Source organism: Pseudonocardia sp. NPDC046786, from assembly GCF_040645415.1.
Taxonomy (GTDB): Bacteria; Actinomycetota; Actinomycetes; order Mycobacteriales; family Pseudonocardiaceae; genus Pseudonocardia; species Pseudonocardia kongjuensis.
The window spans coordinates 38,676-63,604 of sequence record NZ_JBEYYF010000025.1; the positions used below are offsets into that span (position 1 = coordinate 38,676).

General features: G+C 73.7%; 27 protein-coding genes. 15 read left to right on the plus strand and 12 right to left on the minus strand.

The genetic code is table 11. The annotated features are described in order from the left end of the window. Positions 1–8: 8 nt before the first annotated feature. Genes ABZ881_RS25190 through ABZ881_RS25205 form a run of 4 tightly spaced genes read right to left on the minus strand, consistent with a single transcriptional unit; the run spans position 9 to position 4,388 of the window. Positions 9–1,511 carry a DUF222 domain-containing protein gene (locus ABZ881_RS25190; protein ID WP_358488065.1) on the minus strand — a complete coding sequence of 501 codons (1,503 nt, stop codon included), beginning with the start codon at positions 1,509–1,511 and terminating at the stop codon, positions 9–11. Positions 1,512–1,540: 29 nt separating this feature from the next. Then, complete coding sequence (locus ABZ881_RS25195; RefSeq protein ID WP_358488066.1) at positions 1,541–2,539, minus strand: squalene cyclase; 999 nt, start codon at positions 2,537–2,539, stop codon at positions 1,541–1,543. Between the two features lie 18 nt (positions 2,540–2,557). Further along, positions 2,558–3,232 (minus strand): hypothetical protein, encoded by a 675-nt coding sequence (locus ABZ881_RS25200; RefSeq protein WP_358488068.1) that lies wholly within the window; start codon positions 3,230–3,232, stop codon positions 2,558–2,560. Position 3,233: 1 nt separating this feature from the next. Next, on the minus strand, positions 3,234–4,388 hold the full coding sequence (locus ABZ881_RS25205) for an acyl-CoA dehydrogenase (RefSeq protein WP_358488069.1): 1,155 nt from the start codon (positions 4,386–4,388) through the stop codon (positions 3,234–3,236). Positions 4,389–4,448: 60 nt separating this feature from the next. On the opposite strand from ABZ881_RS25205, the gene ABZ881_RS25210 reads away from it, so the two are divergent. Beyond that, positions 4,449–5,138 (plus strand): TetR family transcriptional regulator, encoded by a 690-nt coding sequence (locus tag ABZ881_RS25210; RefSeq protein ID WP_344029513.1) that lies wholly within the window; start codon positions 4,449–4,451, stop codon positions 5,136–5,138. A 242-nt stretch (positions 5,139–5,380) separates the two neighbouring features. Here ABZ881_RS25210 and purE read toward each other — a convergent pair whose 3' ends face one another. After that, positions 5,381–5,896 carry a 5-(carboxyamino)imidazole ribonucleotide mutase gene (purE, locus tag ABZ881_RS25215; RefSeq protein WP_344029509.1) on the minus strand — a complete coding sequence of 172 codons (516 nt, stop codon included), beginning with the start codon at positions 5,894–5,896 and terminating at the stop codon, positions 5,381–5,383. Further along, positions 5,896–7,116 (minus strand): 5-(carboxyamino)imidazole ribonucleotide synthase, encoded by a 1,221-nt coding sequence (locus tag ABZ881_RS25220; RefSeq protein WP_358488071.1) that lies wholly within the window; start codon positions 7,114–7,116, stop codon positions 5,896–5,898. The genes purE and ABZ881_RS25220 overlap by 1 nt, the downstream gene beginning before the upstream one ends. A gap of 34 nt (positions 7,117–7,150) precedes the next feature. Here ABZ881_RS25220 and ABZ881_RS25225 point away from each other — a divergent pair, with 34 nt between their 5' ends. Continuing rightward, entirely contained in the window at positions 7,151–7,669 is a 519-nt protein-coding gene (locus ABZ881_RS25225) for a GtrA family protein (RefSeq protein WP_358488072.1), read from the plus strand. On the opposite strand, the gene ABZ881_RS25230 is transcribed toward ABZ881_RS25225, so the two are convergent. Continuing rightward, the gene (locus ABZ881_RS25230) at positions 7,666–8,280 is read right to left on the minus strand and encodes a TetR/AcrR family transcriptional regulator (protein ID WP_358488073.1); all 615 of its coding nucleotides are present in this window, start codon (positions 8,278–8,280) and stop codon (positions 7,666–7,668) included. The genes ABZ881_RS25225 and ABZ881_RS25230 overlap by 4 nt on opposite strands. Before the next feature lie 128 nt (positions 8,281–8,408). Here ABZ881_RS25230 and ABZ881_RS25235 point away from each other — a divergent pair, with 128 nt between their 5' ends. Both ABZ881_RS25235 and ABZ881_RS25240 read left to right on the plus strand, forming a co-directional pair. Continuing rightward, entirely contained in the window at positions 8,409–9,203 is a 795-nt protein-coding gene (locus ABZ881_RS25235; RefSeq protein ID WP_358488075.1) for a glucose 1-dehydrogenase, read from the plus strand. A 1-nt stretch (position 9,204) separates the two neighbouring features. After that, positions 9,205–10,743, plus strand: coding sequence for a long-chain fatty acid--CoA ligase (locus tag ABZ881_RS25240; protein WP_358488076.1), 1,539 nt, complete (start codon positions 9,205–9,207; stop codon positions 10,741–10,743). Here the strand turns inward: ABZ881_RS25240 and ABZ881_RS25245 are convergent. Together ABZ881_RS25245 and ABZ881_RS25250 are read right to left on the minus strand one after the other, a co-directional pair. Then, the gene (locus tag ABZ881_RS25245; protein WP_358488077.1) at positions 10,740–12,014 is read right to left on the minus strand and encodes a HAMP domain-containing sensor histidine kinase; all 1,275 of its coding nucleotides are present in this window, start codon (positions 12,012–12,014) and stop codon (positions 10,740–10,742) included. The genes ABZ881_RS25240 and ABZ881_RS25245 overlap by 4 nt on opposite strands. A 3-nt stretch (positions 12,015–12,017) precedes the next feature. Continuing rightward, the gene (locus tag ABZ881_RS25250) at positions 12,018–12,674 is read right to left on the minus strand and encodes a response regulator transcription factor (protein ID WP_358488079.1); all 657 of its coding nucleotides are present in this window, start codon (positions 12,672–12,674) and stop codon (positions 12,018–12,020) included. A 74-nt stretch (positions 12,675–12,748) separates the two neighbouring features. Between ABZ881_RS25250 and ABZ881_RS25255 the strand changes: the two genes are divergently transcribed. After that, positions 12,749–13,600, plus strand: a complete 852-nt coding sequence (locus ABZ881_RS25255; RefSeq protein WP_358488080.1) for an inositol monophosphatase family protein — start codon at positions 12,749–12,751, stop codon at positions 13,598–13,600. Here the strand turns inward: ABZ881_RS25255 and ABZ881_RS25260 are convergent. The 3 genes from ABZ881_RS25260 to ABZ881_RS25270 form a co-directional block, all read right to left on the minus strand. Then, positions 13,575–14,510 carry a hydroxymethylglutaryl-CoA lyase gene (locus tag ABZ881_RS25260; protein WP_358488082.1) on the minus strand — a complete coding sequence of 312 codons (936 nt, stop codon included), beginning with the start codon at positions 14,508–14,510 and terminating at the stop codon, positions 13,575–13,577. The genes ABZ881_RS25255 and ABZ881_RS25260 overlap by 26 nt on opposite strands. Then, complete coding sequence (locus ABZ881_RS25265; RefSeq protein ID WP_358488083.1) at positions 14,507–15,088, minus strand: PH domain-containing protein; 582 nt, start codon at positions 15,086–15,088, stop codon at positions 14,507–14,509. The genes ABZ881_RS25260 and ABZ881_RS25265 overlap by 4 nt, the downstream gene beginning before the upstream one ends. Positions 15,089–15,177: 89 nt before the next feature. Then, positions 15,178–16,032: a biotin--[acetyl-CoA-carboxylase] ligase gene (locus tag ABZ881_RS25270; protein WP_358488084.1), complete on the minus strand. Its 855-nt coding sequence runs from the start codon at positions 16,030–16,032 to the stop codon at positions 15,178–15,180. A 138-nt stretch (positions 16,033–16,170) separates the two neighbouring features. Between ABZ881_RS25270 and ABZ881_RS25275 the strand changes: the two genes are divergently transcribed. The 10 genes from ABZ881_RS25275 (at position 16,171) to ABZ881_RS25320 (ending at position 24,706) form a co-directional block, all read left to right on the plus strand. After that, complete coding sequence (locus ABZ881_RS25275) at positions 16,171–17,811, plus strand: acyl-CoA carboxylase subunit beta (protein ID WP_344029234.1); 1,641 nt, start codon at positions 16,171–16,173, stop codon at positions 17,809–17,811. After that, positions 17,811–18,059, plus strand: a complete 249-nt coding sequence (locus ABZ881_RS25280; RefSeq protein ID WP_358488086.1) for an acyl-CoA carboxylase epsilon subunit — start codon at positions 17,811–17,813, stop codon at positions 18,057–18,059. The genes ABZ881_RS25275 and ABZ881_RS25280 overlap by 1 nt, the downstream gene beginning before the upstream one ends. Positions 18,060–18,185: 126 nt before the next feature. Then, positions 18,186–18,611 (plus strand): hypothetical protein, encoded by a 426-nt coding sequence (locus ABZ881_RS25285; protein WP_358488087.1) that lies wholly within the window; start codon positions 18,186–18,188, stop codon positions 18,609–18,611. Beyond that, positions 18,509–19,123, plus strand: coding sequence for a Maf family protein (locus ABZ881_RS25290; protein ID WP_358488132.1), 615 nt, complete (start codon positions 18,509–18,511; stop codon positions 19,121–19,123). Before ABZ881_RS25285 ends, ABZ881_RS25290 begins: the two co-directional genes overlap by 103 nt. Then, positions 19,123–19,581 carry a nuclear transport factor 2 family protein gene (locus ABZ881_RS25295; protein ID WP_358488088.1) on the plus strand — a complete coding sequence of 153 codons (459 nt, stop codon included), beginning with the start codon at positions 19,123–19,125 and terminating at the stop codon, positions 19,579–19,581. The genes ABZ881_RS25290 and ABZ881_RS25295 overlap by 1 nt, the downstream gene beginning before the upstream one ends. A gap of 41 nt (positions 19,582–19,622) precedes the next feature. Then, positions 19,623–20,525, plus strand: coding sequence for a sulfurtransferase (locus ABZ881_RS25300; protein ID WP_358488090.1), 903 nt, complete (start codon positions 19,623–19,625; stop codon positions 20,523–20,525). After that, positions 20,522–20,956 carry a SufE family protein gene (locus ABZ881_RS25305; RefSeq protein WP_344029213.1) on the plus strand — a complete coding sequence of 145 codons (435 nt, stop codon included), beginning with the start codon at positions 20,522–20,524 and terminating at the stop codon, positions 20,954–20,956. Before ABZ881_RS25300 ends, ABZ881_RS25305 begins: the two co-directional genes overlap by 4 nt. A 147-nt stretch (positions 20,957–21,103) precedes the next feature. After that, the gene (locus tag ABZ881_RS25310; protein ID WP_358488092.1) at positions 21,104–21,961 is read left to right on the plus strand and encodes a TIGR04222 domain-containing membrane protein; all 858 of its coding nucleotides are present in this window, start codon (positions 21,104–21,106) and stop codon (positions 21,959–21,961) included. A 292-nt stretch (positions 21,962–22,253) separates the two neighbouring features. Beyond that, on the plus strand, positions 22,254–24,026 hold the full coding sequence (locus ABZ881_RS25315; protein ID WP_358488093.1) for an acetyl/propionyl/methylcrotonyl-CoA carboxylase subunit alpha: 1,773 nt from the start codon (positions 22,254–22,256) through the stop codon (positions 24,024–24,026). 98 nt (positions 24,027–24,124) lie between these two features. Then, positions 24,125–24,706 (plus strand): GNAT family N-acetyltransferase, encoded by a 582-nt coding sequence (locus tag ABZ881_RS25320; protein WP_358488095.1) that lies wholly within the window; start codon positions 24,125–24,127, stop codon positions 24,704–24,706. Positions 24,707–24,929 lie beyond the last annotated feature (223 nt).

The window sequence follows — 24,929 nt, forward strand, 5'->3', positions numbered from 1 at the left end:
GGAGAACCCTAGATCCGCGGCACCCGTCTCCGGCGGACACGGCCCGTGCGTCGTCGGGCACCTCCTGGTGACCCGCGGCGCCGCGCGGGCGGGGCGGGCAGGCGACGAGGTCGGCCCGGTAGCCGGCGGAGCCGCCACATGGACCAGCGACGGCGAGCGCAGCCACCGAGCAGTCGGGGACCGGCCCGCCGCCGTGGTCCTGGTGATCCGGTCCGGCGCGCCCGGCTGAGGTAGGTGTGCCCGGTCGGCGTGGTCGTCCGCACCGTGTGCGGCGTGTCGCCCAGGCCGTCCGCCAGCACCTCGACCGACCAGCCCGGCAGCTCCCGGACGAGGTTGCCGCGGACGCAGACCGTCCGCCCGTTCGCCGGGGTCGTCGGGCCACCCCGGCGGGCGGGGACGATGTGGTCGATGTGCCGGCCCGGGGCGTCGCAGTAGGGATCGCGGCAGCGGTCGTCGTCGCGGATCCGGACCAGGGCGGCCGGCACCCCGCCGAAGTACCGCCGCCGCGGATCGGCGCCGACCAGCAGCCCGCCTGCCGGGCGGGCGAACAACCGCCGCCACCAGCGCCGCCCCTGGGTGCCGGCGAGGATGTCGCGGGCGATGCCGACCGGGACCGGGCCGTGGCCGACGATCTCGGCGGTGCCACCGGCATCGGGGTCGACCAGCTGGTCGACCCCGATCACGATGCCGAGCTCGACGTTCACGTCGGCCGCCCGGGCCTGCCCGGTCAGGCGTTCGACCAGGGTGTCGGCCATGATCTGGTCGCGGTTGCGATCGGATCCGGTGCCGACCACCGCATCGGCGTGCCGGCGCAGCGCGGCCAGGCAGGCGACGCCCTGCTCGACCGGGAGGTAGGCGGACAGCACCGCCATCGTGTCCGGCGCGGGCCGCAACCCGACCCGGCGGTCATTGCGGGCAGTGCGGCCCCGGGTGACGTACGCCGCCGGGTCGCACTCGTAGGCAAGCCGCCGCGCGAGCGCCGCCGCGGCCCGGCGGCCGAGCTCGTCGATGCCGGCACCGGCCAGCTGCTCGTCGACCGAGCGCCGGGCCTCCCGGTGGAGATGGCGGGTCTCCGACACGACGTGCTCGGCGACCTCCTCGCTGATCCGCCCCGCCCGCAGCAGCGCGCAGACCCGGGGCAGGTCGAGGTGCAGCGCGCGGGCGCTGCCCAGCCGTCGCGAGCCGGCCGACGGGGAGATCCGGCAGGCCAGCGCGACCTGGTCGGCGATCCCGCGCTCGGCGGTGCGTGGATCGAGATCGCCGGCGGCGATCCGCTCCTCGACGGCGGCGCGGGCGAAGCCGACGATCTCGGCGCCGTGCCCGGCGGCGACCACGGCACGGAGGCGCTCGAACAGCGCGATCCGGTCGATCCGGACCGCCGGCCCGGCGTCGGTGGCGCCACCGGGATCCGAGGGGAGCCCGGCCAGCGCCTCGAGCACCGACCCGAGGACGGCGACGACCGGATCAGCACCCCCGGGAGCGGCACCCGGTCCGCCCTCACTCGACCACATGTTCGAACAGTAGCGCATCACCAGGCGTTCTATCGAGCGCTTTCCACATCGGACTCCCACCACGCCAGCACCCGGAGCGCGTACAGGGTCAGCCAGCGCGACGGTTCCCCGGCCGGCACGTCCACCTCGAACCACACCGCACCGGGATCGCGCTCGCCCTGGATCCACCGGCCGTCCGGACCCTGCGCCGCCCGGACGACCGCGACCGCCTCGGCCAGCCGCGGATCCGGCCGTCCCCCGTCGAGCGCGGCGGCGCGGCGGAAGTGGTCGGTCGCCCGGAGCACGTCGTAGCGCCAGCGGAACGGATGGGCGAACCGGTCCACCCACGGCCCGACCCGCTCGCCGGTCGAACGCCGGTACAGCAGGCGGCGGCTCAGCAGGTACTCCTCGCCCGCCCTGCGGGCCGCGCGGGTCGCGACGGTGCCGCCGGTCGCCGACTCGTGCGCGAGCAGCCCGGCGAGCGAGTTCAGCGTCGAGTGGAACGACGACCGCCGCGCGCCGTCGATCCGGTCGCAGTTCCAGCCGCCGTCGTCGAGCCGCTGCTCGACGAACCACCGCGCCAGCGGGTCCACGTCGCGGCCGAGCCACACCCCGTTGGCGAGGGTGAACGCGTTGACACAGCAGTCCACCTCGCCGTCCCAGTAGGGCAGGTCGTCGTACTCCCACCGGCAGTGCCGCTCCAGCAGCTCCGCCGTCCGGCGGGCCCGCAGGACCTGCGGGTCCAGGCCCCACTCACGCAGCGCGTTCAGCGACCAGGTGGTGGCGGTCCAGGGCTGGCCGTCCACCCCGGTCGGCTGGGCGGGGAAGTAGGCGCCGCCCGCCCACCGGCCGTCCGGGTCCTGACGGGCGAGCAGCCGCGCGCCGAACCCCTCGGTCGCGACCCGCGCCCGGGTCCGCTCCCACACCTGCGGGGACGCGCCGGCCAGATCGCGCTCGACCTGCCAGCGCAGCGCCGGATCGGCGTCGGGCAACCAGTCGAGCAGCCGGTCGGGCCGCCGGTCGGACGTCGTCTCGGAACCGTCCCCCACGGTCGTGACGGTAGTGCGTCACCCCGGTCCGTGCCGCTCGATCAGCGCGCGTTGGTCGGCGTGCAGGGTGGTCGCCCACGGCAACGGCAGGCGCGCGTCCGGGTCCCGTTCACGCCGGTCCTGGAGGTCGGAGACGAACAGCCACTGCGCCGGGTCGAAGCCGTACCGCGCCGGCTCCCGCACGGTCTCCAACCGGACCGCCGCAGGTTCCAGGCCGACGCCGACCAGCTTGATCCCGGCCGTTCCGGCATCGACGACGAAGCCTGCCCACCCCCAGGCGTAGCGCTGGTACGACAGCGCGTGCCCGGCCCCGTCGACCGTGCAGGGCACGGTCGCCCAGTCCTGCCACTCCTGCGAGCGCGCCTGCACCCAGTCGATCTGCGCGGTGTTGAAGCCGGCCGGGAGCGTCACCGCCGACCGGTCCGGCCGCATGCGCTCGGTCAGCGCGAACAGGCACCCGAAGGCGAGACCCGGGCCGAGCGGGTAGGAGTCGGGGCGCTGGTTGTGGGTCCCGACCGACAGGTGGGCCCGGCCGTCGGGCACCCGGTGCCCGAGCCAGAGGGTCGTGACCGGCTCCCCGAGCCCGCCCTCGTAGAACTCGGCCCAGGTCGGGCCGGTCCACCCGGCGAGGCCGAAGAACGGGAAGTCGATCGGCCGGTGCCCCCGGTCCCTCCCGCGACGAGGCCCGTTCATCTCACTTGAGCAGGTTGCGCGCCATGACCATCCGCTGGATCTGGTTGGTGCCCTCGTAGATCTGGGTGATCTTGGCGTCGCGCATCATCCGCTCGACCGGGAAGTCCCGGGTGTACCCGGCGCCGCCGAGCAGCTGCACGGCGTCGGTGGTCACCTGCATCGCGGTGTCGGAGGCGAAGCACTTCGCGGCCGAGGAGATGAAGCCGAGATCGGCCTCGCCGCGCTCGGCGCGGGACGCGGCGACGTACACCAGCTGCCGGGCCGCCTCGACCTTCATGGCCATGTCGGCGAGCATGAACTGCAGCCCCTGGAACTCGGCGAGCGCCTTCCCGAACTGCTTGCGCTCCTTGACGTACGCGGTGGCGACGTCGAGCGCGCCCTGGGCGATGCCGACGGCCTGGGCGCCGATGGTGGGCCGGGTGTGGTCGAGGGTGCGCAGCGCCGTCTTGAACCCGGTGCCCTCGGCGCCGATGATCCGGCCGGCCGGGATGCGGGCGTCGGTGAAGTAGATCTCGCGGGTGGGCGAGCCGTTGATGCCGAGCTTGCGCTCCTTCGGCCCGACCTCGAAGCCGGGGTCGTCCTTGTGCACGACGAACGCGGAGATCCCGTTCGCCTTCTTCTCCGGGTCGGTCACCGCCATCACGGTGTACCAGGTGGACTCGCCGGCGTTGGTGATCCAGCACTTGGTGCCGTTGAGCACCCACTCGTCGCCGTCGCGGCGGGCGCGGGTGCGCATCGAGGCGGCGTCGGAGCCCGCCTCGCGCTCGGACAGCGCGTAGCTGAACATCGCCTCGCCCGCGGCGACCGAGGGGAGCACCTGCTTCTTCAGGTCGTCGGAGGCGGACAGCAGTACCGGGGTGAGGCCGAGGCCGTTCACCCCGGGGATCAGCGACGACGAGCCGCAGACCCGGGCGACCTCCTCGATGACGATGCACCCGGCGAGCTCGTCGGCACCCTCGCCGCCGTACTCCTCGGGAATGATCACGGCGTGGAAACCGGCCTTGACCAGCGCGTCCCGCGCCTCGACCGGGTACCGGGCCTGCTCGTCGACCTCGGCGGCGTGCGGAGCGATCTCCTTCTCCGCCAGGTCCCGCACCGCCTCGCGCAGGGCCTGGTGCTCGTCGCTGAGCCGGTAGCTGTCGAAGTCGCTGTTCATGGCGCGAATCTTAACGGCACTCCGTGCCACAGGGCAACGCGCCTTGCTACCCTCCGTGCCATGACGAGCAGCACTCGCCGCGGGCGTTCCCCCGAGGGGCGTGCGGAGGTCCGGCGGGAGCTGGTCGCCGCGGCCGCCCGGCTGTTCACCGAGCGGGGCTACGACGACACCACGGTCGACGACATCGCGGCCGCGGCCGGCGTCGGCCGCCGGACCTTCTTCCGCTACTTCCGCGGCAAGGAGGACGCGCTGTCGCCCGACCACGAGCGCGGCCTCTCCCGGATCGCCGAGGTGTTCGCCGACGCGCACCCGGACGAGCCGCTGCTGTCGCTGGCACTGCGTGCCGCGGAGACCGTCTTCGATCTCTACACCGTCGACCCGGAGGTCGCCCGGCAGCGGTTCGCGCTGGTCGGCACCGTGCCCGCACTGCGGGACCGGGAGGCCGCCTCGGTGCACCACTACCGGCGGCTGTTCACCCGCGAGCTCGCGGCCCGGCTGACCGGCCGGCCGGACGGCGAGCTGCGCGCCGCGGTGACGGCGGCGGCGCTGGTCGCCGCGCACAACCAGGCGCTGCACCGCTGGCTCGCCGACGGCGCCCGCGACGCGGACCTGCCCGCCTGCGTCGACCACTTCCGCCGGGTCGCGCCGATGCTGCCGCTGGAGGTCGACGCCGAGCCGGACCTGGCCGAGGTCACCCGGCGGCTGGAGCGGGCCGCGCTGGCCCTCGAACGGCGCAGCGGCTCCCGCTGAACGACCCCGGACGTGCGTGATCCCCGGATCCACAGGATCCGGGGATCACGGGTGACCGTCTGGTATTGCCGGCACCACACCGGCTTCCACGACCGTCTCCGGGCCGGGGTCGCCCCCCGCCCGGCAGAACGTGGTGCTAGCTGAGGGCCACCTCACGTGTCCAGTAGCTCATCTGCTCGGACCACCTCCTCTCCCGTGTACCGACACCGTAACCACGTGCTCGGGCACGGCGCCAGGAGAATTCAGCCCTGCCCGCGCGCAGTCGCCCGCAGCGCCGCGTCCTTGTCCAGCACGGTCCGCTCCAGGTCAGCCTGGAACTCCACCATCGCCTGGCGCAGCGCCTCGTCCCCGGCGCCGAGGATGCGCACGGCGAGCAGCCCGGCGTTGCGGGCGTTCCCGACCGCGACGGTCGCGACCGGCACCCCGGCGGGCATCTGCACGATGGAGAGCAGCGAGTCCATCCCGTCGAGGTACTTCAGCGGCACCGGCACGCCGATCACCGGCAGCGGGGTCGCGGCGGCGACCATCCCGGGCAGGTGCGCGGCGCCGCCCGCCCCGGCGACGATCACCTGCAGTCCGCGGTCGGCGGCGGAGGCGGCGTAGTCGAGCATCCGCTGCGGGGTCCGGTGCGCCGAGTAGACGCCGACCTCCCACGGCACGCCGAACTCGTCCAGCGCCGCACCGGTCGCACTCATCACGGGCCAGTCGGAGTCGCTGCCCATGACCACCCCCACCCGGGGGGTGCTCGCCTCGGCCATCAGGAGTCCTCTCGGGGGTCGTCCGCGTGCGCCGACCAGCCGTCGGCCCACCTCGCCGTGGCCAGCCAGCCGGCGGCCAGCTCGGCGCGCTCCCGCACGGCGTCGCCGTCGGAGCCCAGCACGGTCACGTGACCGATCTTGCGGGCCGGCCGGCCGTCCTTGGCGTAGAGGTGCACCCGCGCGTCCGGGAAGCGGGCGAAGCAGTGGTGCAGCCGCTCGTCCATCGACATCGCGGGCTCCTCGGGCGCGCCGAGCACGTTCGCCATCACCGCGACCGGCGCGACCGGTGTGGTGGCACCGAGCGGGTAGTCCAGCACCGCGCGCAGATGCTGCTCGAACTGCGAGGTGACGGAGCCCTCGATCGTCCAGTGCCCGGAGTTGTGCGGGCGCATCGCCAGCTCGTTGATCACGATCTCGCCGGGTGCGGTCTCGAACAGCTCGACCGTCAGCAGCCCGATCACACCCAGCTCGGCCGCGATCCGCAGGGCGGTCTCCTGGATCCGCGCGGCCGCGTCGTCGCCGAGCCCGGGTGCGGGCGCGGTGACCCGGGCGCACTGGCCGTCGACCTGCAGGGTCTCCACCACCGGCCAGGCGGCCGCCTGGCCGAACGGCGACCGGGCCACGCTCGCCGCCAGCTCCCGGGCCATCGGCACCGCGGTCTCGACCATCAGCGGGGTGCCGCGCTCGAGCAGGTCGGTGACCAGCGCGGCGTCCGGGCCGCGCAGGAACCAGACGCCGCGGCCGTCGTACCCGCCGCGGGTGGCCTTGAGGACCACCGGCCAGCCGTGCGCCGCGCCGAACGCCTCGACGTCGGCGGCGTCGTCCACCTCCGCGAAGTCGGGCACCGGCAGGCCCATCGCGGCCAGCCGCCTGCGCATGACGAGCTTGTCCTGGGCGTGCACCAGTGCCGACGGCGGCGGCCGCAGCGGGATCCCCGCCTCGGCGAGCGGCCGCAGCACCTCCTGCGGGACGCCCTCGTGGTCGAAGGTGATCGCCGAGCAGCCGACGGCGAGCTCGCGCAGCGCGCCGGCGTCGTCCGGGTCGCCGACCACCACGTCCGGGGTGACCCGGACCGCCGGGTCGTCCGGCGAGGCCGCCAGCACCCGCAGTGTCTGCCCGAGCGCGACGGCCGCCTGGGCGGTCATCCGGGCCAGCTGCCCGCCGCCGACCATGCCGACCGTGGGCAGCCCGCTCTTCCCTGCGCTGTCAACCCTCTCCACAGGACGTGAAGCGTAATCTGGCACGATCGCCCACGTGACGGTGGTGGAGGCGACGCTCGCGCGGATCCCCCAGCCGTACCGTGACAAGGCCATCAAGCACCGCGAACTCATCAAGTTCCTGATGGTCGGCGGCACCACCTGGGTCATCGACACCGTGGTGTTCCTACTGCTCAAGACGACCGTGCTGGACACCAAGCCGGTCACCGCGAAGGTGTTCGCGGTGCTGGTGGCGACGATCGTGTCGTACGTGCTCAACCGGGAGTGGTCGTTCCGCACCAGGGGCGGCCGCGAGCGCCATCACGAGGCGGCGCTGTTCTTCCTGATCAGCGGGGCCGGGGTGGCCGTGTACTCGGCGCCGCTGGCGGTCTCGCGGTACGTGCTCGAGCTGCAGGTACCGGGCGTCTCGCTGGTGACCCAGGAGATCGCCGACTTCGTGTCCGGGCAGATCGTCGGGACGCTGGCCGGGATGGCGTTCCGCTGGTGGGCGTTCCGCCGGTTCGTCTGGCCGGAGCAGTTCGTGCGACGCCAGCCGGTGCCGCCGCCCGCCGACTAGATCCGGGCGGCCGCGCGGACCAGCAGCGGCATGACGTCGTGCACCTCGTCGCGCAGCGTGTCCAGCGCCGCACCGTCGCCGGACAGGTGGCCGAGCAGCGCCTGCTGGAAGATGCCGTCGAGCATGCCGTAGGCGGTGTGCGGGGGCAGCGCGGGCTCGGCCCCGGCGAGCTCGGCGTAGCGGACGACGACCCGCCACACCATCTCCTCCAGCGTCCGGTCGATCTGCTCGACGGGCTCGCGCAGGCTCTCCTCGAACATGCTCTGCGCGCGCAGGTCGTACCAGAGGCGGTGCATCGGGGCCTCCTCGACGATCGTCTCGCGCAGCTTGCCGGCGAACGCCGCCACCAGGCCGTCCGCGGTCGTCGCGCCGGCCACCGCGCCGTCGTAGCGGGTGACGCAGACCGCCTTGTACCGCCGCACGCAGTAGACGATGAGATCGAGCTTGTCAGCGAAGTAGTAGTGCACCACCCCGTGACTGAACGGCGAGTTGTTCGCGATCTCGCGCAGCGACGACCGCGCGTAGCCGAGCTCACCGAGCGTCCGCAGCGCGGAGTCGGCGAGCGCACGACGCCGCGCGTCGTGCTTGTCGACCGGATTCGCCCGCGCCATGACCGGGACTCTAACCGATCACCGGACGACCGGTCACAGAAAACTTGACACCTGGCCGGAGAATTCTTGACAGTCGGATGGATCATCGCCCATGGTGTGGTCCCCATCACCTGCACACAGGAGTGCCAGTGACCCAGATCGATCTGACCGGCCGTACCGCACTCGTCACCGGAGGAGCCCAGGGTCTGGGCGAGGGCATGGCCCGGGCGCTGGCCGCCGCGGGGGCCCGGGTGGTGATCGCCGACGTCCAGGAGGAGCTCGGCGGCAAGCTCGCCGAGGCGCTCGGCGACCAGCACGGGGCCGTCCGGCTCGACGTGACCGACGACGCGTCCTGGTCGGCCGCCGTCGCCACCACCGTCGAGCGGTTCGGCGGCCTCGACGTCGTCGTGAACAACGCCGGGATCGAGGTCACCCAGCTCCTCGTCGACACCAGGCCGGACGACGTGCGCCGGATGCTCGAGGTCAACGTCGTCGGCACCATGCTGGGGATCAAGCACGCCTTCCGGGCGATGCGCCCGGGCGGCCCGGCCGGCCGCGGGGGCACCGTCGTCAACGTCGCCTCGGTCGCCGCGACCATCGCGTTCCCGGCGATCGGCGGGTACTCCGCGACCAAGTCCGCCGTCGACCGGCTGACCCGGGTCGCCGCGATGGAGTCCGGCAAGCTCGGCTACGGGGTGCGGGTCAACTGCGTGTACCCCGGGCTGGTCCCGACCGCGATGGGCCAGAAGCTGGCCGTCGAGACGTCCGGACTGGGGCTGTTCGATAGCCCCGAGGCCGCGGTCGGCGCGGTGATCGAGCTCACCCCGTCCGGCCGGCTCGGCGAGGTCACCGACATCGCCGACGCGGTCGCCTTCCTCGCCTCCGACGCCGCCCGCTTCGTCAACGGCGCCGGGCTGCCCGTCGACGGCGGGATGGGCATGTGAGATGCGCCTGATCGACCACCTGGACAAGGGTGCGTCGCTGGGCCCCGACGCACCGTGCCTGGTCTGCGACGGCGAGATCCGCAGCTACGGCGAGGTGCGGGAGCTCGGCGACCGGATCGCCGCCGCCCTCGCCGCCGCGGGGGTCGAGCCGGGCGACCGGGTGGCGGTGCTGTCCGCGAACGATCCCACCGCGTTCACCTGCGTGTTCGGCATCAGCCGGGCCGGCGCCGTGTGGTGCCCGGTCAACCCGCGCAACGAGGCCGCCGAGAACCGCGAGCTGCTCGACCTGTTCGGCTGCTCGGTGCTGGTGTTCCAGGCGGCGTTCGCGCCGCTGGTGGACGCGATCCGGCACGACCTGCCCGGGCTGCGGACGCTGGTCTGCCTGGACGGCGATCCCGCCTGGGCGCTGGGCTGGGAGACCTTCCTGGCCGGCGGCACCGGGCCGGTCGACCGGCCCTGCCCGGACGACGTGGCGATGATCGTCGGCACCGGGGGCACCACCGGGCGCCCCAAGGGTGTCGTGCTGACCGGCACGAACATCGAGACGATGACGGCTATCACGCTGATGAGCTACCCGTGGCCCGCCCGCGGCGGGCGGCCGGTCTACCTGGCGCTCGCCCCGCTCACGCACGCCGCCGGGGTGCTCTGCTTCCCGGTGCTGTGCCGGGGCGGCTCGGTCGTCGTGATGCGCAGCCCGGACGTCGGCGGCTTCCTCGACCACGTCGAGCGGCACCGGGTCACGCACACCTTCCTGCCGCCGACACTGATCTACATGGTGCTCGACCATCCCTCGCTCGACCGGCGGGACCTGTCGTCGCTGCAGTGCTTCTGGTACGGCGCCGCACCGATGTCGGTGACCCGCCTGGAGGAGGCGCTGACCCGGATCGGGCCGGTGATGGCCCAGCTCTTCGGCCAGACCGAGGCGCCGATGATGATCTCGACGATGCCCCCGGAGGACCACTTCGGCCCGGACGGGGAGCCCGCGCGGGCCCGGCTGTCCTCCGCCGGGCGGCCGTCCCCGCTGGTCACCGTCGCCGTGATGGACGACGGCGGGCGGCTGCTCGGCCGGGGCGAGCGCGGCGAGATCGTCGTCCGCGGCTCGCTGGTGATGCGCGGCTACCACCGCGATCCCGATGCCACCGCCCAGGCGTCGGCACACGGCTGGCACCACACCGGCGACATCGGCTACCTCGACGACGACGGGTTCCTGTTCATCGTCGACCGGGCCAAGGACATGGTCATCACCGGCGGCTTCAACGTGTACTCCGCCGAGGTGGAGCAGGCCCTGATGGCCCATCCCGGGATCGCCGACTGCGCCGTGGTGGGGCTGCCGGACGACAAGTGGGGCGAGCGGGTCACCGCCGTTCTGCAGCTGCGCCCCGGCGCCGAGCTGGACACCGCGGAGCTGACGTCGTTCGTCAAGGGCCGGATCGGCGCCGTCAAGACACCGAAGCAGATCGAGATCTGGCCGGACCTGCCGCGCTCCAAGATCGGCAAGGTGCTGAAGACCGAGATCAAGAAGCAGCTCGCCGCGCCCTAGCGGGGGCCGGTCCGCTCCGCCGCCGGCGCACCGGCCGCGACGTCGTCGGTGCGGGCCGCGGGCAGGTAGATCCGGAAGACCGGCGGCCGGGCCCGGTAGAGCTCCAACCGCCCGCCGTCGGCCTCCACCAGGGTGCGGGCCAGCGCCAGCCCCAGGCCGGTCGACGACTGTGCGGACACCCCGCGGTCGAACACGTGCGGGACGAGCTCCTCCGGCACCCCGGGGCCGGTGTCGGAGACCTCCACCTGCAAGGCGTTGTCCGCGGCCCGGGCGCTGATCGTCACCTGGCCGTCGCCGTGCTGCACCGAGTTGTCCACCAGCGCGCCGACGGCCTCCCGCAGCCGGGCCGCGGTGACCCGGGCGAGCATCCCGTCCGGCACCCGCAACCGCAGCGACCGCCCGGCCCGCGACAGCGGCACCCGCCACTCCTGCGCGACCTCCTCCAGCGCCTCGGCCAGGTCGACCGGCTCGGCGCCCACAGCGCGGGCGGCGCGGGCGGACTCCAGCAGGTCGTCGAGCACCCCGGTCAGCCGCTCGGTCTGTTCCAGCGCGGCCAGCGCCTCCCGGCGGGCGTCCGGATCGGGATGGGTGGACAGCTCGTCGAGCCGCAGCTGCAGCGCGGTGATCCGGCTGCGCAGCTGGTGCGACACGTCCCCGACCAGCGCCCGCTCGCGCTGCAGCAGCTGCGCCAGCGCCGTCGCCGAGGAGTCGAGCACCTCCGAGACCCGGTCCAGCTCGGCGATGTCGTAGCGGGCCGGGGAACGGCGGAAGTCCCCGGCACCCAGCCGGGCCGCCCGGGCCGCGAGATCGCGCAGCGGATCGGACAGCCGGCGCGCGGTGTAGATCGCGACCCCGGTGCCGACCGTCACCGAGAAGCCGACCAGCAGCATCACCACCAGAACGACCTGGGTCTGCTGGGCCCGCATGATCGCGGTCGGCTGGGCCAGGGTGATCGTCCCGCCCGGCCCGAACGGCAGCGACTCGGCGACCGGGTCGACCACCTCGCGGACGCCGTACTCCATCGTCGGCGTGTCCGGGATCTCGATGGTGAGCCTGCTGTTCGCCGGGATCGCCAGCTCGATCGCCCCCGGCGGCGGCGCGTCGGTGCCGCTGTTCTCCAGGGTCCCGGTCAGCTGCTCGAGCCGCTGGGTCAGCTCCGCGCGGGTGAAGTCCTCGACGAGCTGCCAGGTCGCGAGCGCCAGCGGACCGCCCAGGAACAGCGCCGTCACCGCGACGGTGAGCAGCGTCGAGACCAGGATCCGGCGGCGCATCGGTCAGTCCGCGTTGTAGCGGAACCCGACCCCGCGGACGGTCGCGATGCGCTTCTCGCCGCCGATCTTGCGGCGCAGCCACGACATGTGCATGTCCAGCGTCTTCGACGACTTCATGTCGGCGTCGCCCCACACCGCGTGCAGGATCTCCTCCCGGGTGACGACCTGCCCGGCGTGCGTCATCAGCACCCGCAGCAGCTCGAACTCCTTGTTCGCGAGGGTGACCTCCTCGCCGTCGAGCAGCACCCGGCGCCCGGAGAGCTCCATCCGCAGGCCGCCCACCTCGACGACGTCCTGGGTACGGCGGCGCAGCAGCGCCCGCACCCGGGCGAGCAGCTCGGCGAGCCGGAACGGCTTGGACACGTAGTCGTCGGCGCCGGCGTCGAGACCGACCACGAAGTCGACCTCGTCGGTGCGCGCGGTGAGCATCAGCACCGGCAGGTCGGACCGGGCGGCCCGGACCCGCCGGCACACCTCCAGGCCGTCCATGCCGGGCAGTCCGAGATCGAGCACGAGCAGGTCCGCCGGGTCACGGCTGACCCGGTCCAGCGCCCCGAGCCCGTCCGACACGACCTCGACGTCGTATCCCTCCCGCTGCAGTGCCCGGGAGAGCGGCTCGGCGATCGCCGCATCGTCCTCGGCAAGCACCACGGTGGTCATCGTGCCGAGCATAGGCCCGCCGGCCCGGGACGGGGTCGCGGAGCCGTGCGTGTGGACTGGCATGCTCGCCGAACGTGAGCCCCGAGCAGAACGTGCCCGCCGACCCGCGTGACCTCGATCTCGCGCTGCGGCTGGCGGATCTCGCCGACGCGATCACCCTCCCCCGGTTCCGGGCGGCCGACCTGCGGGTCAACCGGAAGCCGGACCGCACCCCGGTGACCGACGCGGACACCGCCGCCGAGGACGCGATCCGCGCGGCGCTCGGCCACGAGCGCCCGCGGGACGCCGTGCTCGGCGAGGAGCGCGGTGCGAGCGGCGGCGCGCCGACCGGGCGCGGCTGGGTGGTCGACCCGATCGACGGCACCAAGAACTTCTCCCGGGGCGTGCCCGCCTGGGCGACGCTGATCGCGCTGGTCGTCGACGGTGTGCCGGTGGTCGGCGTGGTCAGCGCGCCGGCCCTGCACCGGCGCTGGTGGGGCGCGACCGGCGCCGGGGCGTGGGCCCGCGACCTGCCGTCCGGCACCCCGCACCGGATCGCGGTGTCCGGCGTCTCGGACATCGCCGACGCCTACGTCTCCACCACCAACCAGGAGACCTTCCGCACCGAGCCCGGGCCGGTCTCCCGGGACGGCTGGACCGCGCTCACCGAGGCGTGCTGGGAGTCCCGCGCGTTCGGCGACTTCTGGCAGCACTGCCTGGTCGCCGAGGGCGTGCTCGACGTGGCCGTGGAACCGGCGGCGAACCCGTGGGACCTGGCCGCACCGGCCGCCGTGGTCGCCGAGGCGGGTGGCCGGCTGACCGATCTGACCGGGAACCCGACCTACGCCGGCGGGCACGGGCTGACCAGCAACGGACTTCTGCACGACGACGTGCTGGGGGTGCTCCGCGGGACGGCCGGGGTCAGGACTCCGGCGCCAGCGCGGTGACCACCCGCGACGGCGACGGCCTGCCCAGGTGCCCGGCCATCCAGACGCTGGTGTCGACCAGCGCCCGCAGGTCCGCGCCGTGCGCGATGCCCAGCCCGTCGAGCATCCACACCAGGTCCTCGGTGGCGAGGTTGCCGGTCGCCGACCCGGCGTACGGGCAGCCGCCCAGGCCGCCCGCGCTGGCGTCCACCGTCGTCACGCCGCGGCGCAGCGCAGCCAGGGTGTTGGCCAGCGCCTGGCCGTAGGTGTCGTGGAAGTGCACGGCGATCCGGTCGACGCCGACACCGCGCGCGGCGCAGGCGTCGAGCACCGCGCCGACGTGCGCCGGGGTGGCGACGCCGATCGTGTCGCCCAGCGAGAGCTGGTCGCAGCCCATCTCCATCAGCCGGGCCCCCACCGCGGCCGCCTGGTCCGGGTCGACGCCGCCCTCCCACGGGTCGCCGAACACCATCGACACGTACGCGCGCACCCGCAGGCCCTCGCGCACGGCGCGGGTGACGGTCGGCTCGAACATCGCGAACTGCTCGTCGAGGGTCCGGTTGAGGTTGCGCTTCGCGAAGGTCTCAGTGGCCGAGGCGAACACCGCGACGTGGTCGCAGCCCGCCTCGATCGCCCGGTCCAGGCCGCGCTCGTTCGGCGTCAGCACCGGGTAGTCGAGCCCGTCGCGGCGGTGCAGCCGGGCCAGCAGGTCGGCGGCGTCGGCGAGCTGCGGGACCCACCTCGGGTGCACGAAGCTGGTCGCCTCCAGAGTGCGCAGCCCGGCGTCGGCGAGCCGGTCCAGGAACTCCGCCTTGATCTCGACCGGGATCACGGCCGACTCGTTCTGCAGGCCGTCGCGCGGCCCGACCTCGTAGATCTCGACACGCTCGGGGAGATCGGCGTCGCGCACCGTCGTCGGCAGGCTGCTCACGCACCCATCCTCTCCCGGACCGCGGTGCCCGCACGCCCCCGCAGGGATGTGCGCTGCGTCTCTCCCGACGCCGTGCCCGCCGCACCGAGCCGCGCGCTCCCGGTCCGGCCGATCTCCCGGTGCAGCCGGGCCTGCACCCGCTCCACCACCGGGACGTGCCGGAAGGTCAGCCGCTCCCCCGCCACGTCCAGCGCCAGGGTGCCGCAGCCCAGCAGCCGTTCGACGGTGGTGCTGCGGACCCGCACCGCGTCGATCCGGTCGATCGGCACGTCCAGTCCCTGCCGGGCGCCCATCCCCTCCCGGACGACGAACCGCAGGTTCGTCACGAGCAGGTGCGAGCAGCGCCAGCGGACCAGCGGCAGCACCGTCGTCCGGGTCACGGCGAGCCCGGCCAGCACGCCGAGCAGCGCCCACGCCCAGGGCGCCCACACCTGCAACCGCACCACCGCCGCGGCGAACCCGGCCACCGCCGCCACCAGCAGCAGCGCGCCGGCCGGGCGCAGGCACAACCGCCAGTGCGGCCGGCCGAGCAGCACGACGCGCTCGTCCTCGCCGAGCGCGTCGTCCGGGAACGCCATGACCCCAGGCTAGAACGGCGCGGGCCGGTCGCAGGGCCGACGCGCGGTGCGAACCCGCTGCTCAGCGCAACGGGTGAGCCGGCGGTCCGCTACGGATGATCGGCCGCGCGCAGGTGCACGATGTCGCCGGCGGCGACCGCGACCCGGTCGCCGTCCTCCAGGTGGACCAGCAGCCTGCCCTGCGGGTCGACGTCCTCGGCCATCCCCACCAGGTGGTCGCCGCCGGGGCGCTCCACCCGGACCCGGGAGCCGAGGCTGGCGCAGCGCGACCGGTAGTCCGACCGGAGCCCGCACGCGTCGGCGTCCCCGCCGGCAACGCGCCACTCGGCCTCACGCAGGTACAGGTGCCCGAGCAGCGCCACGACGACCTCGGCGCGGGTCGCGCTCAGCCCGTGCGCGGCCAGCGAGGTCGCCCCCCACGGCAGCTCGTGCGGCGGGGTGGCGACGTTCAGCCCGATGCCCAGCACGACGCCCGGCCCGCCACCGGACACCGCCGTCATCTCGGCCAGGATGCCGGCGGCCTTGCCCCGGGACGGCCCGGCGAGCAGGTCGTTCGGCCACTTCAGGGCGACCGGGAGGCCGGGCGCCACCTCGGTGACCGCGTCCACCAGCGCCACCCCGGCCAGCATCGGCAGCCAGCCCAGCCGGTCGGCGGGCACCCCCTCGGGGCGCCACAGCACCGACATCGTGATCGCCGCACCGGGCCTCGAGGTCCAGGTGCGGTCCAGCCGGCCGCGGCCGCGCACCTGCTCCTCGGCGATCAGCACCGACCGGTCCGGCGCACCCCGACCGGCCTCGGCGAGCAGGTCGGCGTTCGTGGAGCCGGTGGAGGCGACCACATCCAGCGCCGTCCAGCCGCCCGCCGGGCGCAGCACCGCCGTGCGCAGGGCGTACACGTCCAGCGGTTCGTCGGCACCCTCGTCGGGGTTCGTCCCGGTCGTCATCACCGCGCACCGTAACGGGCGTACGGCACACCGTCGCCCTCGGCAGGACCCGGATCGATAACGCTCCTCACCCGACCGGTGCGCTGCGGCGGACATCACGCCGATCGGCGCGCATCCGCCGGGTTAGGCTCCCGCCTCATGAGCGCCGCAACGGAGCCGATGGCGACCCCGGACGACGGTGGGGCCGCACCTGACGTGCACACCACGGCGGGCAAGCTCGCCGACCTGTACCAGCGTTTCGACGACGCGATCCACGCCGGATCCGCCGCGGCCGTCGAGCGCCAGCACGCCAAGGGCAGGCAGACCGCACGCGAGCGGATCGACCAGCTGCTCGATCCCGGCTCGTTCGTCGAGCTGGACGCGCTGACCCGGCACCGGTCGACCAACTTCGGGATGCAGGACAAGCGCCCGTTCGGCGACGGCGTGGTGACCGGCACCGGCACCATCGACGGCCGCCCGGTGGCGATCTTCTCGCAGGACGCCACGGTCTTCGGCGGCGCGCTCGGCGAGGTCTACGGCGAGAAGATCGTCAAGGTGATGGACCTGGCCACGAAGATCGGCTGCCCGATGATCGGCATCAACGACGGCGGCGGCGCCCGGATCCAGGAGGGCGTGGTCGCCCTCGGCCTCTACGGCGAGATCTTCACCCGCAACGTGCGCAGCTCCGGCGTGATCCCGCAGATCTCGCTGATCATGGGCCCATGCGCGGGCGGCGCGGTGTACTCCCCCGCGATCACCGACTTCACCGTGATGGTCGACGAGACCAGCCACATGTTCATCACCGGCCCGGACGTGATCAAGACCGTCACCGGCGAGGACGTCGACATGGAGGAGCTCGGCGGCGGCCGGGCGCACAACTCCCGCTCCGGCGTCGCGCACTACCTGGCCGGCGACGAGTCGGACGCGCTGGACTACGTCAAGCAGCTGCTGAGCTTCCTGCCGTCGAACAACCTGTCCGAGCCGCCGGAGTTCCCGGCCGCCGAGCCCGTCGACGGCTCGATCACCGACGGGCTCACCGACTCCGATCTCGAGCTCGACACGCTGATCCCGGACTCGGCGAACACCCCGTACGACATCCGCGAGGTCATCAACCGGGTGGTCGACGACGAGGACTTCCTGGAGATCCAGGAGCTGTGGGCGCCGAACATCGTGATCGGCTACGCCCGGATCGAGGGCCGCAGCGTCGGCGTCGTCGCGAACCAGCCGACCCAGTTCGCCGGTTGCCTGGACATCGACGCCTCCGAGAAGGCCGCCCGGTTCGTCCGGACCTGCGACGCGTTCAACATCCCGGTGCTGACCTTCGTCGACGTCCCCGGCTTCCTCCCGGGCACCGAGCAGGAGTGGAACGGGATCATCCGGCGCGGCGCCAAGCTGATCTACGCCTACGCCGAGGCGACCGTCCCGAAGGTCACCGTGATCACCCGCAAGGCCTACGGCGGCGCCTACGACGTGATGGGCTCCAAGCACCTCGGCGCCGACGTCAACATCGCCTGGCCGACCGCGCAGATCGCGGTCACCGGCGCGCAGGGCGCGGTGTCCATCCTCTACCGCAAGGAGCTCAAGGCCCTGGAGGGCGACGAGCTGGCGGCGAAGCGGGCCGAGCTGCAGCAGGACTACGAGGACACCCTCTGCAACCCCTACATCGCCGCCGACCGCGGCTACATCGACGCGGTGGTGCCGCCGTCGCACACCCGCGGCTACGTCGGCCGCGCGCTGCGGATGCTCGCCACCAAGCGGGAGCAGGGCCCCACCCGCAAGCACGGGAACATCCCGCTCTGATGGCCGGCCCGCAGGAGAGCACCGAGCAGACCCCGGAGCAGCGGCGCGCGCTGTTCCGGGTGGTCCGGGGCAACCCGGACGATCACGAGCTGGCCGCGCTCACCGCGGTGGTCGCCGCGGCGGCCGGCGCGGGCGGGCCGGAGCGGGCACCCGCCGCGTCGGACCTGTGGTCGCACCCGGCGTCCCAGCTGCGCGCCCCGCTGGTCGCGGGGCGCGGGGCCTGGCGCGCCTCGGGACTGCCCCGCTGACGTCGCCGGTGCCGTTCCCGGTGAACGCGCTGCTGCGGACCGACATCACGACGACCGGGTTCCTGGCCGCGGTCAGCGTGCTGGTGGTCGTCGGTCTGCGGCTCCCGCGGCTCCCCGCGGCCCGGGGTGCTCGCCGTCGTGCTGGTGCTGCTCGTCGTCGACACCGGCGCGCTCGCCAACGGCTACTACGACTACTACCGCGATCTCGGGTTCGTGCTCGGCGACGCACCGGCCGACCAGGTCGCGCTCGACGAGCTGCTGATCCGCACCGGCGTCCCCGGCCACGGCGAGATCGCGCCGTGCCCGATCCCGCTCGGCCCCATCCTGCCGCTGCTGCTGGTGGGCGGGCCGGTGCCGGGCGGGCACGAGGTCGACACCGGACGACCCGCGGCGGATAAGGTCCGCCCGTGCGACTGGTTCTCGCCTCCGCCTCCCCCGCCCGGCTCGGCGTGCTCCGCGCCGCGGGCGCCGATCCGCTCGTCGAGGTCTCCGACGTCGACGAGGACGCCCTGCTCGCCGCCCACCCGGACGCCGAGCCCGCCCGCAGGGTGACCCTGCTGGCCGCGGCCAAGGCGGCGGCGGTGGCCGGCCGGATCGCAGCCGAGCACCCGGACGCGCTGGTGGTCGGCTGCGACTCGATGCTGCACGTCGACGGCGAACTGGTCGGCAAGCCCGGCGATCCGGACACCGCGCGCCGCCGCTGGCTGTCCATGGCGGGGCGGACCGGTGAGCTGCTCACCGGGCACGCGGTGCTGCTGCTGGCCGGCGGCGCGGTCGCCAAGGAGGCCGAGGGGCACGCGGTGACCGGGGTCCGGTTCGCCGATCCGACCCCGCAGGAGCTGACCGCCTACCTCGGCACCGGCGAGCCGCTGAACGTGGCGGGCGCCTTCACCCTGGACGGCTTCGGCGGCTGGTTCGTCGACGGCATCGACGGGGACCCGTCGAACGTGATCGGGATCAGCCTCCCGTTGCTGCGCCGGCTGCTCGGCGGGATCGGTGTGAGCGTGGTCGACCTCTGGCACCCGCGGTCCGGAGTGCCGGTCCCGAGTGGCAAGGAGTCCTGATGAGTGACGGTTCCCGTCCCCCGTTCCCGCCGTTCGACGAGGCCGGCGCCCGGAAGAAGGTGCTCGCCGCCGAGGCCGCGTGGAACACCCGCGACCCGCAGAAGGTGGCGCTCGCCTACACACCGAACACCGTGTGGCGCAACCGCGACACCTGGCTGACCGGCCGCGACGAGGTCGTCGCGTTCCTGACCGCGAAGTGGGAACGCGAGCTCGACTACGCACTGCGCAAGTCGCTGTGGGTGTTCGGCGGGAACCGGATCGCGGTGCGGTTCCGGTACGAGTCCCGCGACGCCGACGGGCAGTGGTGGCGCAGCTACGGCAACGAGAACTGGGAGTTCGCCGACAACGGCCTGATGCGCAGGCGCGAGGCCAGCATCAACGACCTGCGGATCGCGCCGGAGGACCGGACGATCCACGGTCCGCGCCCGGACGGGGACGACTCCGACTTCGGTGTCTGAGCCCGCGTGTGGGTGACCGGCCGCGCGGTTACCCTCCCGCCATGGCTGTCACGAACGACCCGGACCCCAAGCTCGCCGAGTACGCGCACCCCGAGCGGCTGGTCACCACGGCCTGGCTGGCCGAGCACCTGACCGATCCCGGCCTGGTCGTCGTCGAGTCCGACGAGGACGTGCTGCTCTACGACACCGGCCACATCCCGGGCGCGGTGAAGGTCGACTGGCATACCGAGCTGAACGACCCGGTGACCCGTGACTACGTCGACGGTGAGCGGTTCGCCGCGATCATGTCCGAGCGCGGCATCGGCCGGGACACCACGATCGTCGTCTACGGCGACCGGAACAACTGGTGGGCCGCCTACGCGCTGTGGGTGTTCTCGCTGTTCGGCCACGCCGACGTGCGGCTGCTCGACGGCGGCCGGGCGAAGTGGATCGCCGAGGGCCGCGAGACCACCACCGACACCCCGGCCCCGGCCCGCGCCGACTACCCGGTCGTCGAGCGGGACGACGCGGCGATCCGGGCCTTCAAGGACGACGTGCTCGCCCACCTCCGGCTGGTGCCGGACGGCGGCGGGGCGCTGGTCGACGTCCGCTCACCGCAGGAGTACACTGGCGAGAAGCTGCACATGCCGGACTACCCGCAGGAGGGCGCGGTCCGCGGCGGGCACATCCCGGGTGCCGCGAGCGTCCCGTGGGCCCGCGCCGCCGCCGACGACGGCTCGTTCCGGTCGCGCGCCGAGCTGGCCGCGATCTACGAGCAGGAGCAGGGCCTCAAGCCATCCGACGACGTCGTCGCCTACTGCCGGATCGGCGAGCGTTCCAGCCACACCTGGTTCGTCCTGACCTACCTGCTGGGCTTCGACCGGGTCCGCAACTACGACGGCAGCTGGACCGAGTGGGGCAACGCGGTGCGGGTGCCGATCGCGCGGGGCGAGGAGCGCGGGTGAGCCTCCCACCGGCTCTCGCCGAACTGGTCGACGACTTCGCCGCGCTCGGCCCGAAGGACCGGTTGCAGCTGCTGCTGGAGCTGTCCCGGGAGCTGCCCGAGCTGCCCGAGCGGTACGCCGACGCCGCCGACTCGATGGAGCAGGTGCACGAGTGCCAGTCGCCGCTGTTCCTGGCCGTCGAGGTCGCCGACGACGGTGACCGCCCGGTGCACCTGTTCTTCTCGGCGCCACCGGAGGCGCCGACCACCCGCGGGTTCGCCTCGATCATGTACACCGGGCTGGACGGCCAGCCCGCCGAGGCGGTGCTGGAGGTCCCCGACGACTTCTACACCGACCTGGGCCTGGCCGAGGCGGTGAGCCCGCTGCGGCTGCGCGGGATCGCCGCGATGCTGGCCCGGATCAAGCGACAGGTGCGGTCGGCGACCGGCTGACACCAGGCCGTGACGGCCGCGCCGGACGGTGCTGGACCGAACGGCCGAGTCCACCCGATCGGGTGTCGGCCGTTCGCTCCGGGCAACCTTAAGTCTCTGTGAAATCCGGCGAGCCTCCCCGTGAGCGGGCGCACACTGCTTCGAACGATGAAGCGCGCGGACCTGCACGGGGAGGCCGGAATGGGCACGAACCTCACCGGCGAGACCTGGGGTGTCAGCGCATCGGCCTTCCTCACGGCGTACCTGCTGCTCGCCCTCGCCGTGACGGCACTGACCCTCTGGTACCGCTCCCGGGTCGTCGCCGGCGACCCGGCCGGGGTCCGCACGGTGGACGGCCGCCCGGAGGACGTTGCGTACCTCAACGACGGACCCGCCCTCGCGGTGTACGCGGCGCTGTCCGCGATGCACGTCGACGGCACCGTACTCACCTCCGACCGGACACCCGGCCAGGTTCGGGCGGGTGGTCCGGTCACCCGGTCGGCGACCGGGCTGCAGCGGGCGATCCACCGTTCGGCGCACCGGCTGATCCCGTGTCGCAGCCTGGGCACGCACGCCGCAGTCGCCGCCGAGCTGCACCGGATCGCCCGCCGGCTCGAGGTCGCCGGACTGGTGCTGGGCGCCCCCGGGCGGGACCGGCTCCGCTCGGCCGCCGTCGCGCCGGGTCTGGTGGCCGCACTCGGCCTGGTCCGGGTACTGGCCGGGCTGGCGAACGGCCGCCCGGTCGGTGCGCTGTTGGCCGCGACGCTCGCCATGGTCGCTGTGACGGTGTTGCTCGGAGCGCGGATCCCCGTGCGTACCAGGGCCGGCGACGAGGCGCTGCGCCGGGTGCGGGAGCGGCATCCCGAGCTGGCGCCGTCGATGCGCCCGGACTGGACGGCGATCGGACCGGCCGCGGCGGCGCTCAGCGTCGGCGCGTTCGGGCTCGGCGCGATGCTCGCCGCGGAGCCCGCGTTCGCCGAGGAACTGGCCGCGCAGCGGGCCGTCGCCCTCGGCGGGCGCGGCTGAGCGGCGGCGCCGCCGCACAGGACTGCCCCGGGGGTCGGGGCTCGGCGGTCCCCGCAACTCCACCACTGGGGGGTGTGGAGTTGCGGGGACCCCTCCGCCCGGCGCACCACCCCTCACGTGGCCCGACTCACCTCTGGACCGATCACGACGACGTCAGCGACCCCACCCGTCGGGGGTGAGTTGCGTTCACCACAGTCTCCGCGCGGAACGATCGGGGATCCGGCTCTTACACTCGCCGGTAACCCAGCGCCGGAGCACCGGGCCGGCGCCTGCGACCCGAGGAGTTCGTACCGTGCCCGCACTGCGCAAGGTGCTCGTCGCCAACCGGGGCGAGATCGCCGTTCGTGTGATCCGAGCCGCGAAGGACGCGGGCCTGGCGAGCGTCGCCGTCTACGCCGACCCGGACCGGGACGCCATGTTCGTCCGGCTCGCCGACGAGGCCTTCGCGCTGGGTGGCTCGACCGCCGCCGAGTCTTACCTCGACATCGACAAGGTGATCGGTGCCGCGAAGCAGGCGGGCGCCGACGCCATCCACCCCGGCTACGGCTTCCTCTCCGAGAACGCCGACTTCGCCCAAGCCGTGATCGACGCCGGGATCACCTGGATCGGGCCGTCCCCGCAGTCGATCCGCGACCTCGGCGACAAGGTCACCGCCCGGCACATCGCCACCCGGGCCGGGGCGCCGCTGGTGCCCGGCACCAAGGACCCGGTCTCCGGCGCCGACGAGGTGCTCGCCTTCGCCGACGAGTACGGCCTCCCGGTCGCGATCAAGGCCGCGTTCGGCGGCGGCGGCCGCGGGATGAAGGTGGCCCGCGAGCGCTCCGAGGTCGCCGAGCTCTACGACTCCGCGGTCCGCGAGGCCACCTCGGCGTTCGGCCGCGGCGAGTGCTTCGTCGAGCGCTACCTGGACCGGCCCCGGCACGTCGAGACGCAGGTGCTGGCCGACCAGCACGGCAACGTCGTCGTCGTCGGGACCCGGGACTGCTCGCTGCAGCGCCGGTTCCAGAAGCTCGTCGAGGAGGCGCCCGCGCCGTTCCTCACCGACGAGCAGCGAACCACCCTCTACGACGCATCCAAGGCGATCTGCAAGGAGGCCGGCTACTACGGCGCCGGCACCGTCGAGTTCCTGATCGGCGAGGACGGGATGATCACCTTCCTGGAGGTGAACACCCGGCTGCAGGTCGAGCATCCCGTCTCCGAGGAGACCACCGGGATCGACCTGGTCCGGCAGATGTTCCGGATCGCCGAGGGCCACGAGCTGGAGCTCACCGACGACCCGGCGCCGCGCGGGCACGCGATCGAGTTCCGGATCAACGGCGAGGACGCGGGCCGCAACTTCCTCCCGGCGCCGGGCACCGTCGAGCGGATCTGGTACCCGGCGGGTCCCGGCGTGCGGGTGGACGCCGGCGTCGAGGACGGCTCGGTGATCGGCGGCCAGTTCGACTCGCTGCTGGCGAAGCTCATCGTCACCGGCGCCGACCGCAGGCAGGCCCTGGAGCGGGCCCGCCGCGCGCTGGACGAGTTCCGTGTCGAGGGCATGGCGACCGTGCTGGAGTTCCACCGGCTGGTCGCCGCGGACCCGGCCTTCACCGCCGAGTCCGTCGACGACTTCACGGTGCACACCCGGTGGATCGAGACCGAGTGGGACAACACGGTGCCGCCGTTCGAGGGCGGCGCCGGGGCCGACGAGGAGACCGGCGAGCGGCAGACCGTCGTCGTCGAGGTCGGCGGCCGCCGGCTGGAGGTCTCGCTGCCCGGCGATCTCGCGCTGGGCGGGGGCGGCGGCGCCGGCGCGGCGAAGGCCGCACCGCGCAAGCGGGCCGGCAAGGGCGGCGGCACCAAGGTCTCCGGCGACGCCGTCACCGCGCCGATGCAGGGCACCATCATCAAGGTCGCTGTCGCCGACGGCGACACCGTCTCGGCGGGCGACCTGATCGTGGTGCTGGAGGCGATGAAGATGGAGAACCCGGTCACCGCGCCGAAGGACGGCACCGTCACCGGGCTCAGCGCCGAGCAGGGTGCGTCGGTGTCGCAGGGCACCGTGATCTGCGAGATCAAGGACTGAGAGAAGCTTGCGGAACGAAGATGTGCACTGAGAGAAGCTTGCGGAACGAAGATGTGCACTGAGAGAAGCTTGCGGAACGAAGATCGGAGCTGAGCCAGGTGTCGCTCGACCCGGTGGAGATCAACGCCGGGGCCTGGTACCTGCGCAGCCCGCGGCACGACGACCGGGTGGACGACCGCCCGGCCGTCGCCGCATCCGCGCGGGACCCGGAGATCCGGCGCTGGCGCAACCGGCCCGATCCGGCCGCCCCGAACTTCGACGCCGTCGTGACCGCGCACGTCGCGGACCGGATCGACGGCTGGGCCCGCGGGACGCGGTGTGCCTGGGCGGTCGCCGAGCCGACCACCGGTGAGATGCTCGGGGAGGTCACCCTGGAGCAGGTCGACCTGGCGCACGGCACCGCCGAGGTGCGCTGCTGGACGCTGCCCGCCGCCCGCGGCCGGGGGCTCGCCCGGGCCGCCGTCGGTGCCGTCGTCCGGTTCGGGTTCGGCGGCCTCGGTCTGCACCGGGTCACCTACCACCACGCCGAGCCGAACCACGCCTCGGCGGCGCTCGCGGCCGCGCTCGGCTTCGTCCACGAGGGACGGATGCGGGAGGCGTGGGAGGTCGACGGGGCCCGGGTCGACGTGCTCGTGCTGGGCAGGCTGCACACCGATCCCGCTCCCCGGGACGCGCGTTGACCGGATGCCCGCCGCAGCCTAGCGTCGTTGCGCCGCGCACACCGGGCAGGTGCCCGCGGCGGACAACCGCATACCGCCAAACTTGATACCGCCAAACTCCACAGCCGAACCCGTGTGCCCGATCCACGGGGCCCGGTCCACCCCGCCACGCGGAGTACCGCGCCGCGGATCCGCTCACCACGCAGGCCAGTCCCGCGCCGTGAGCCGTCACCAGCTCCAACGA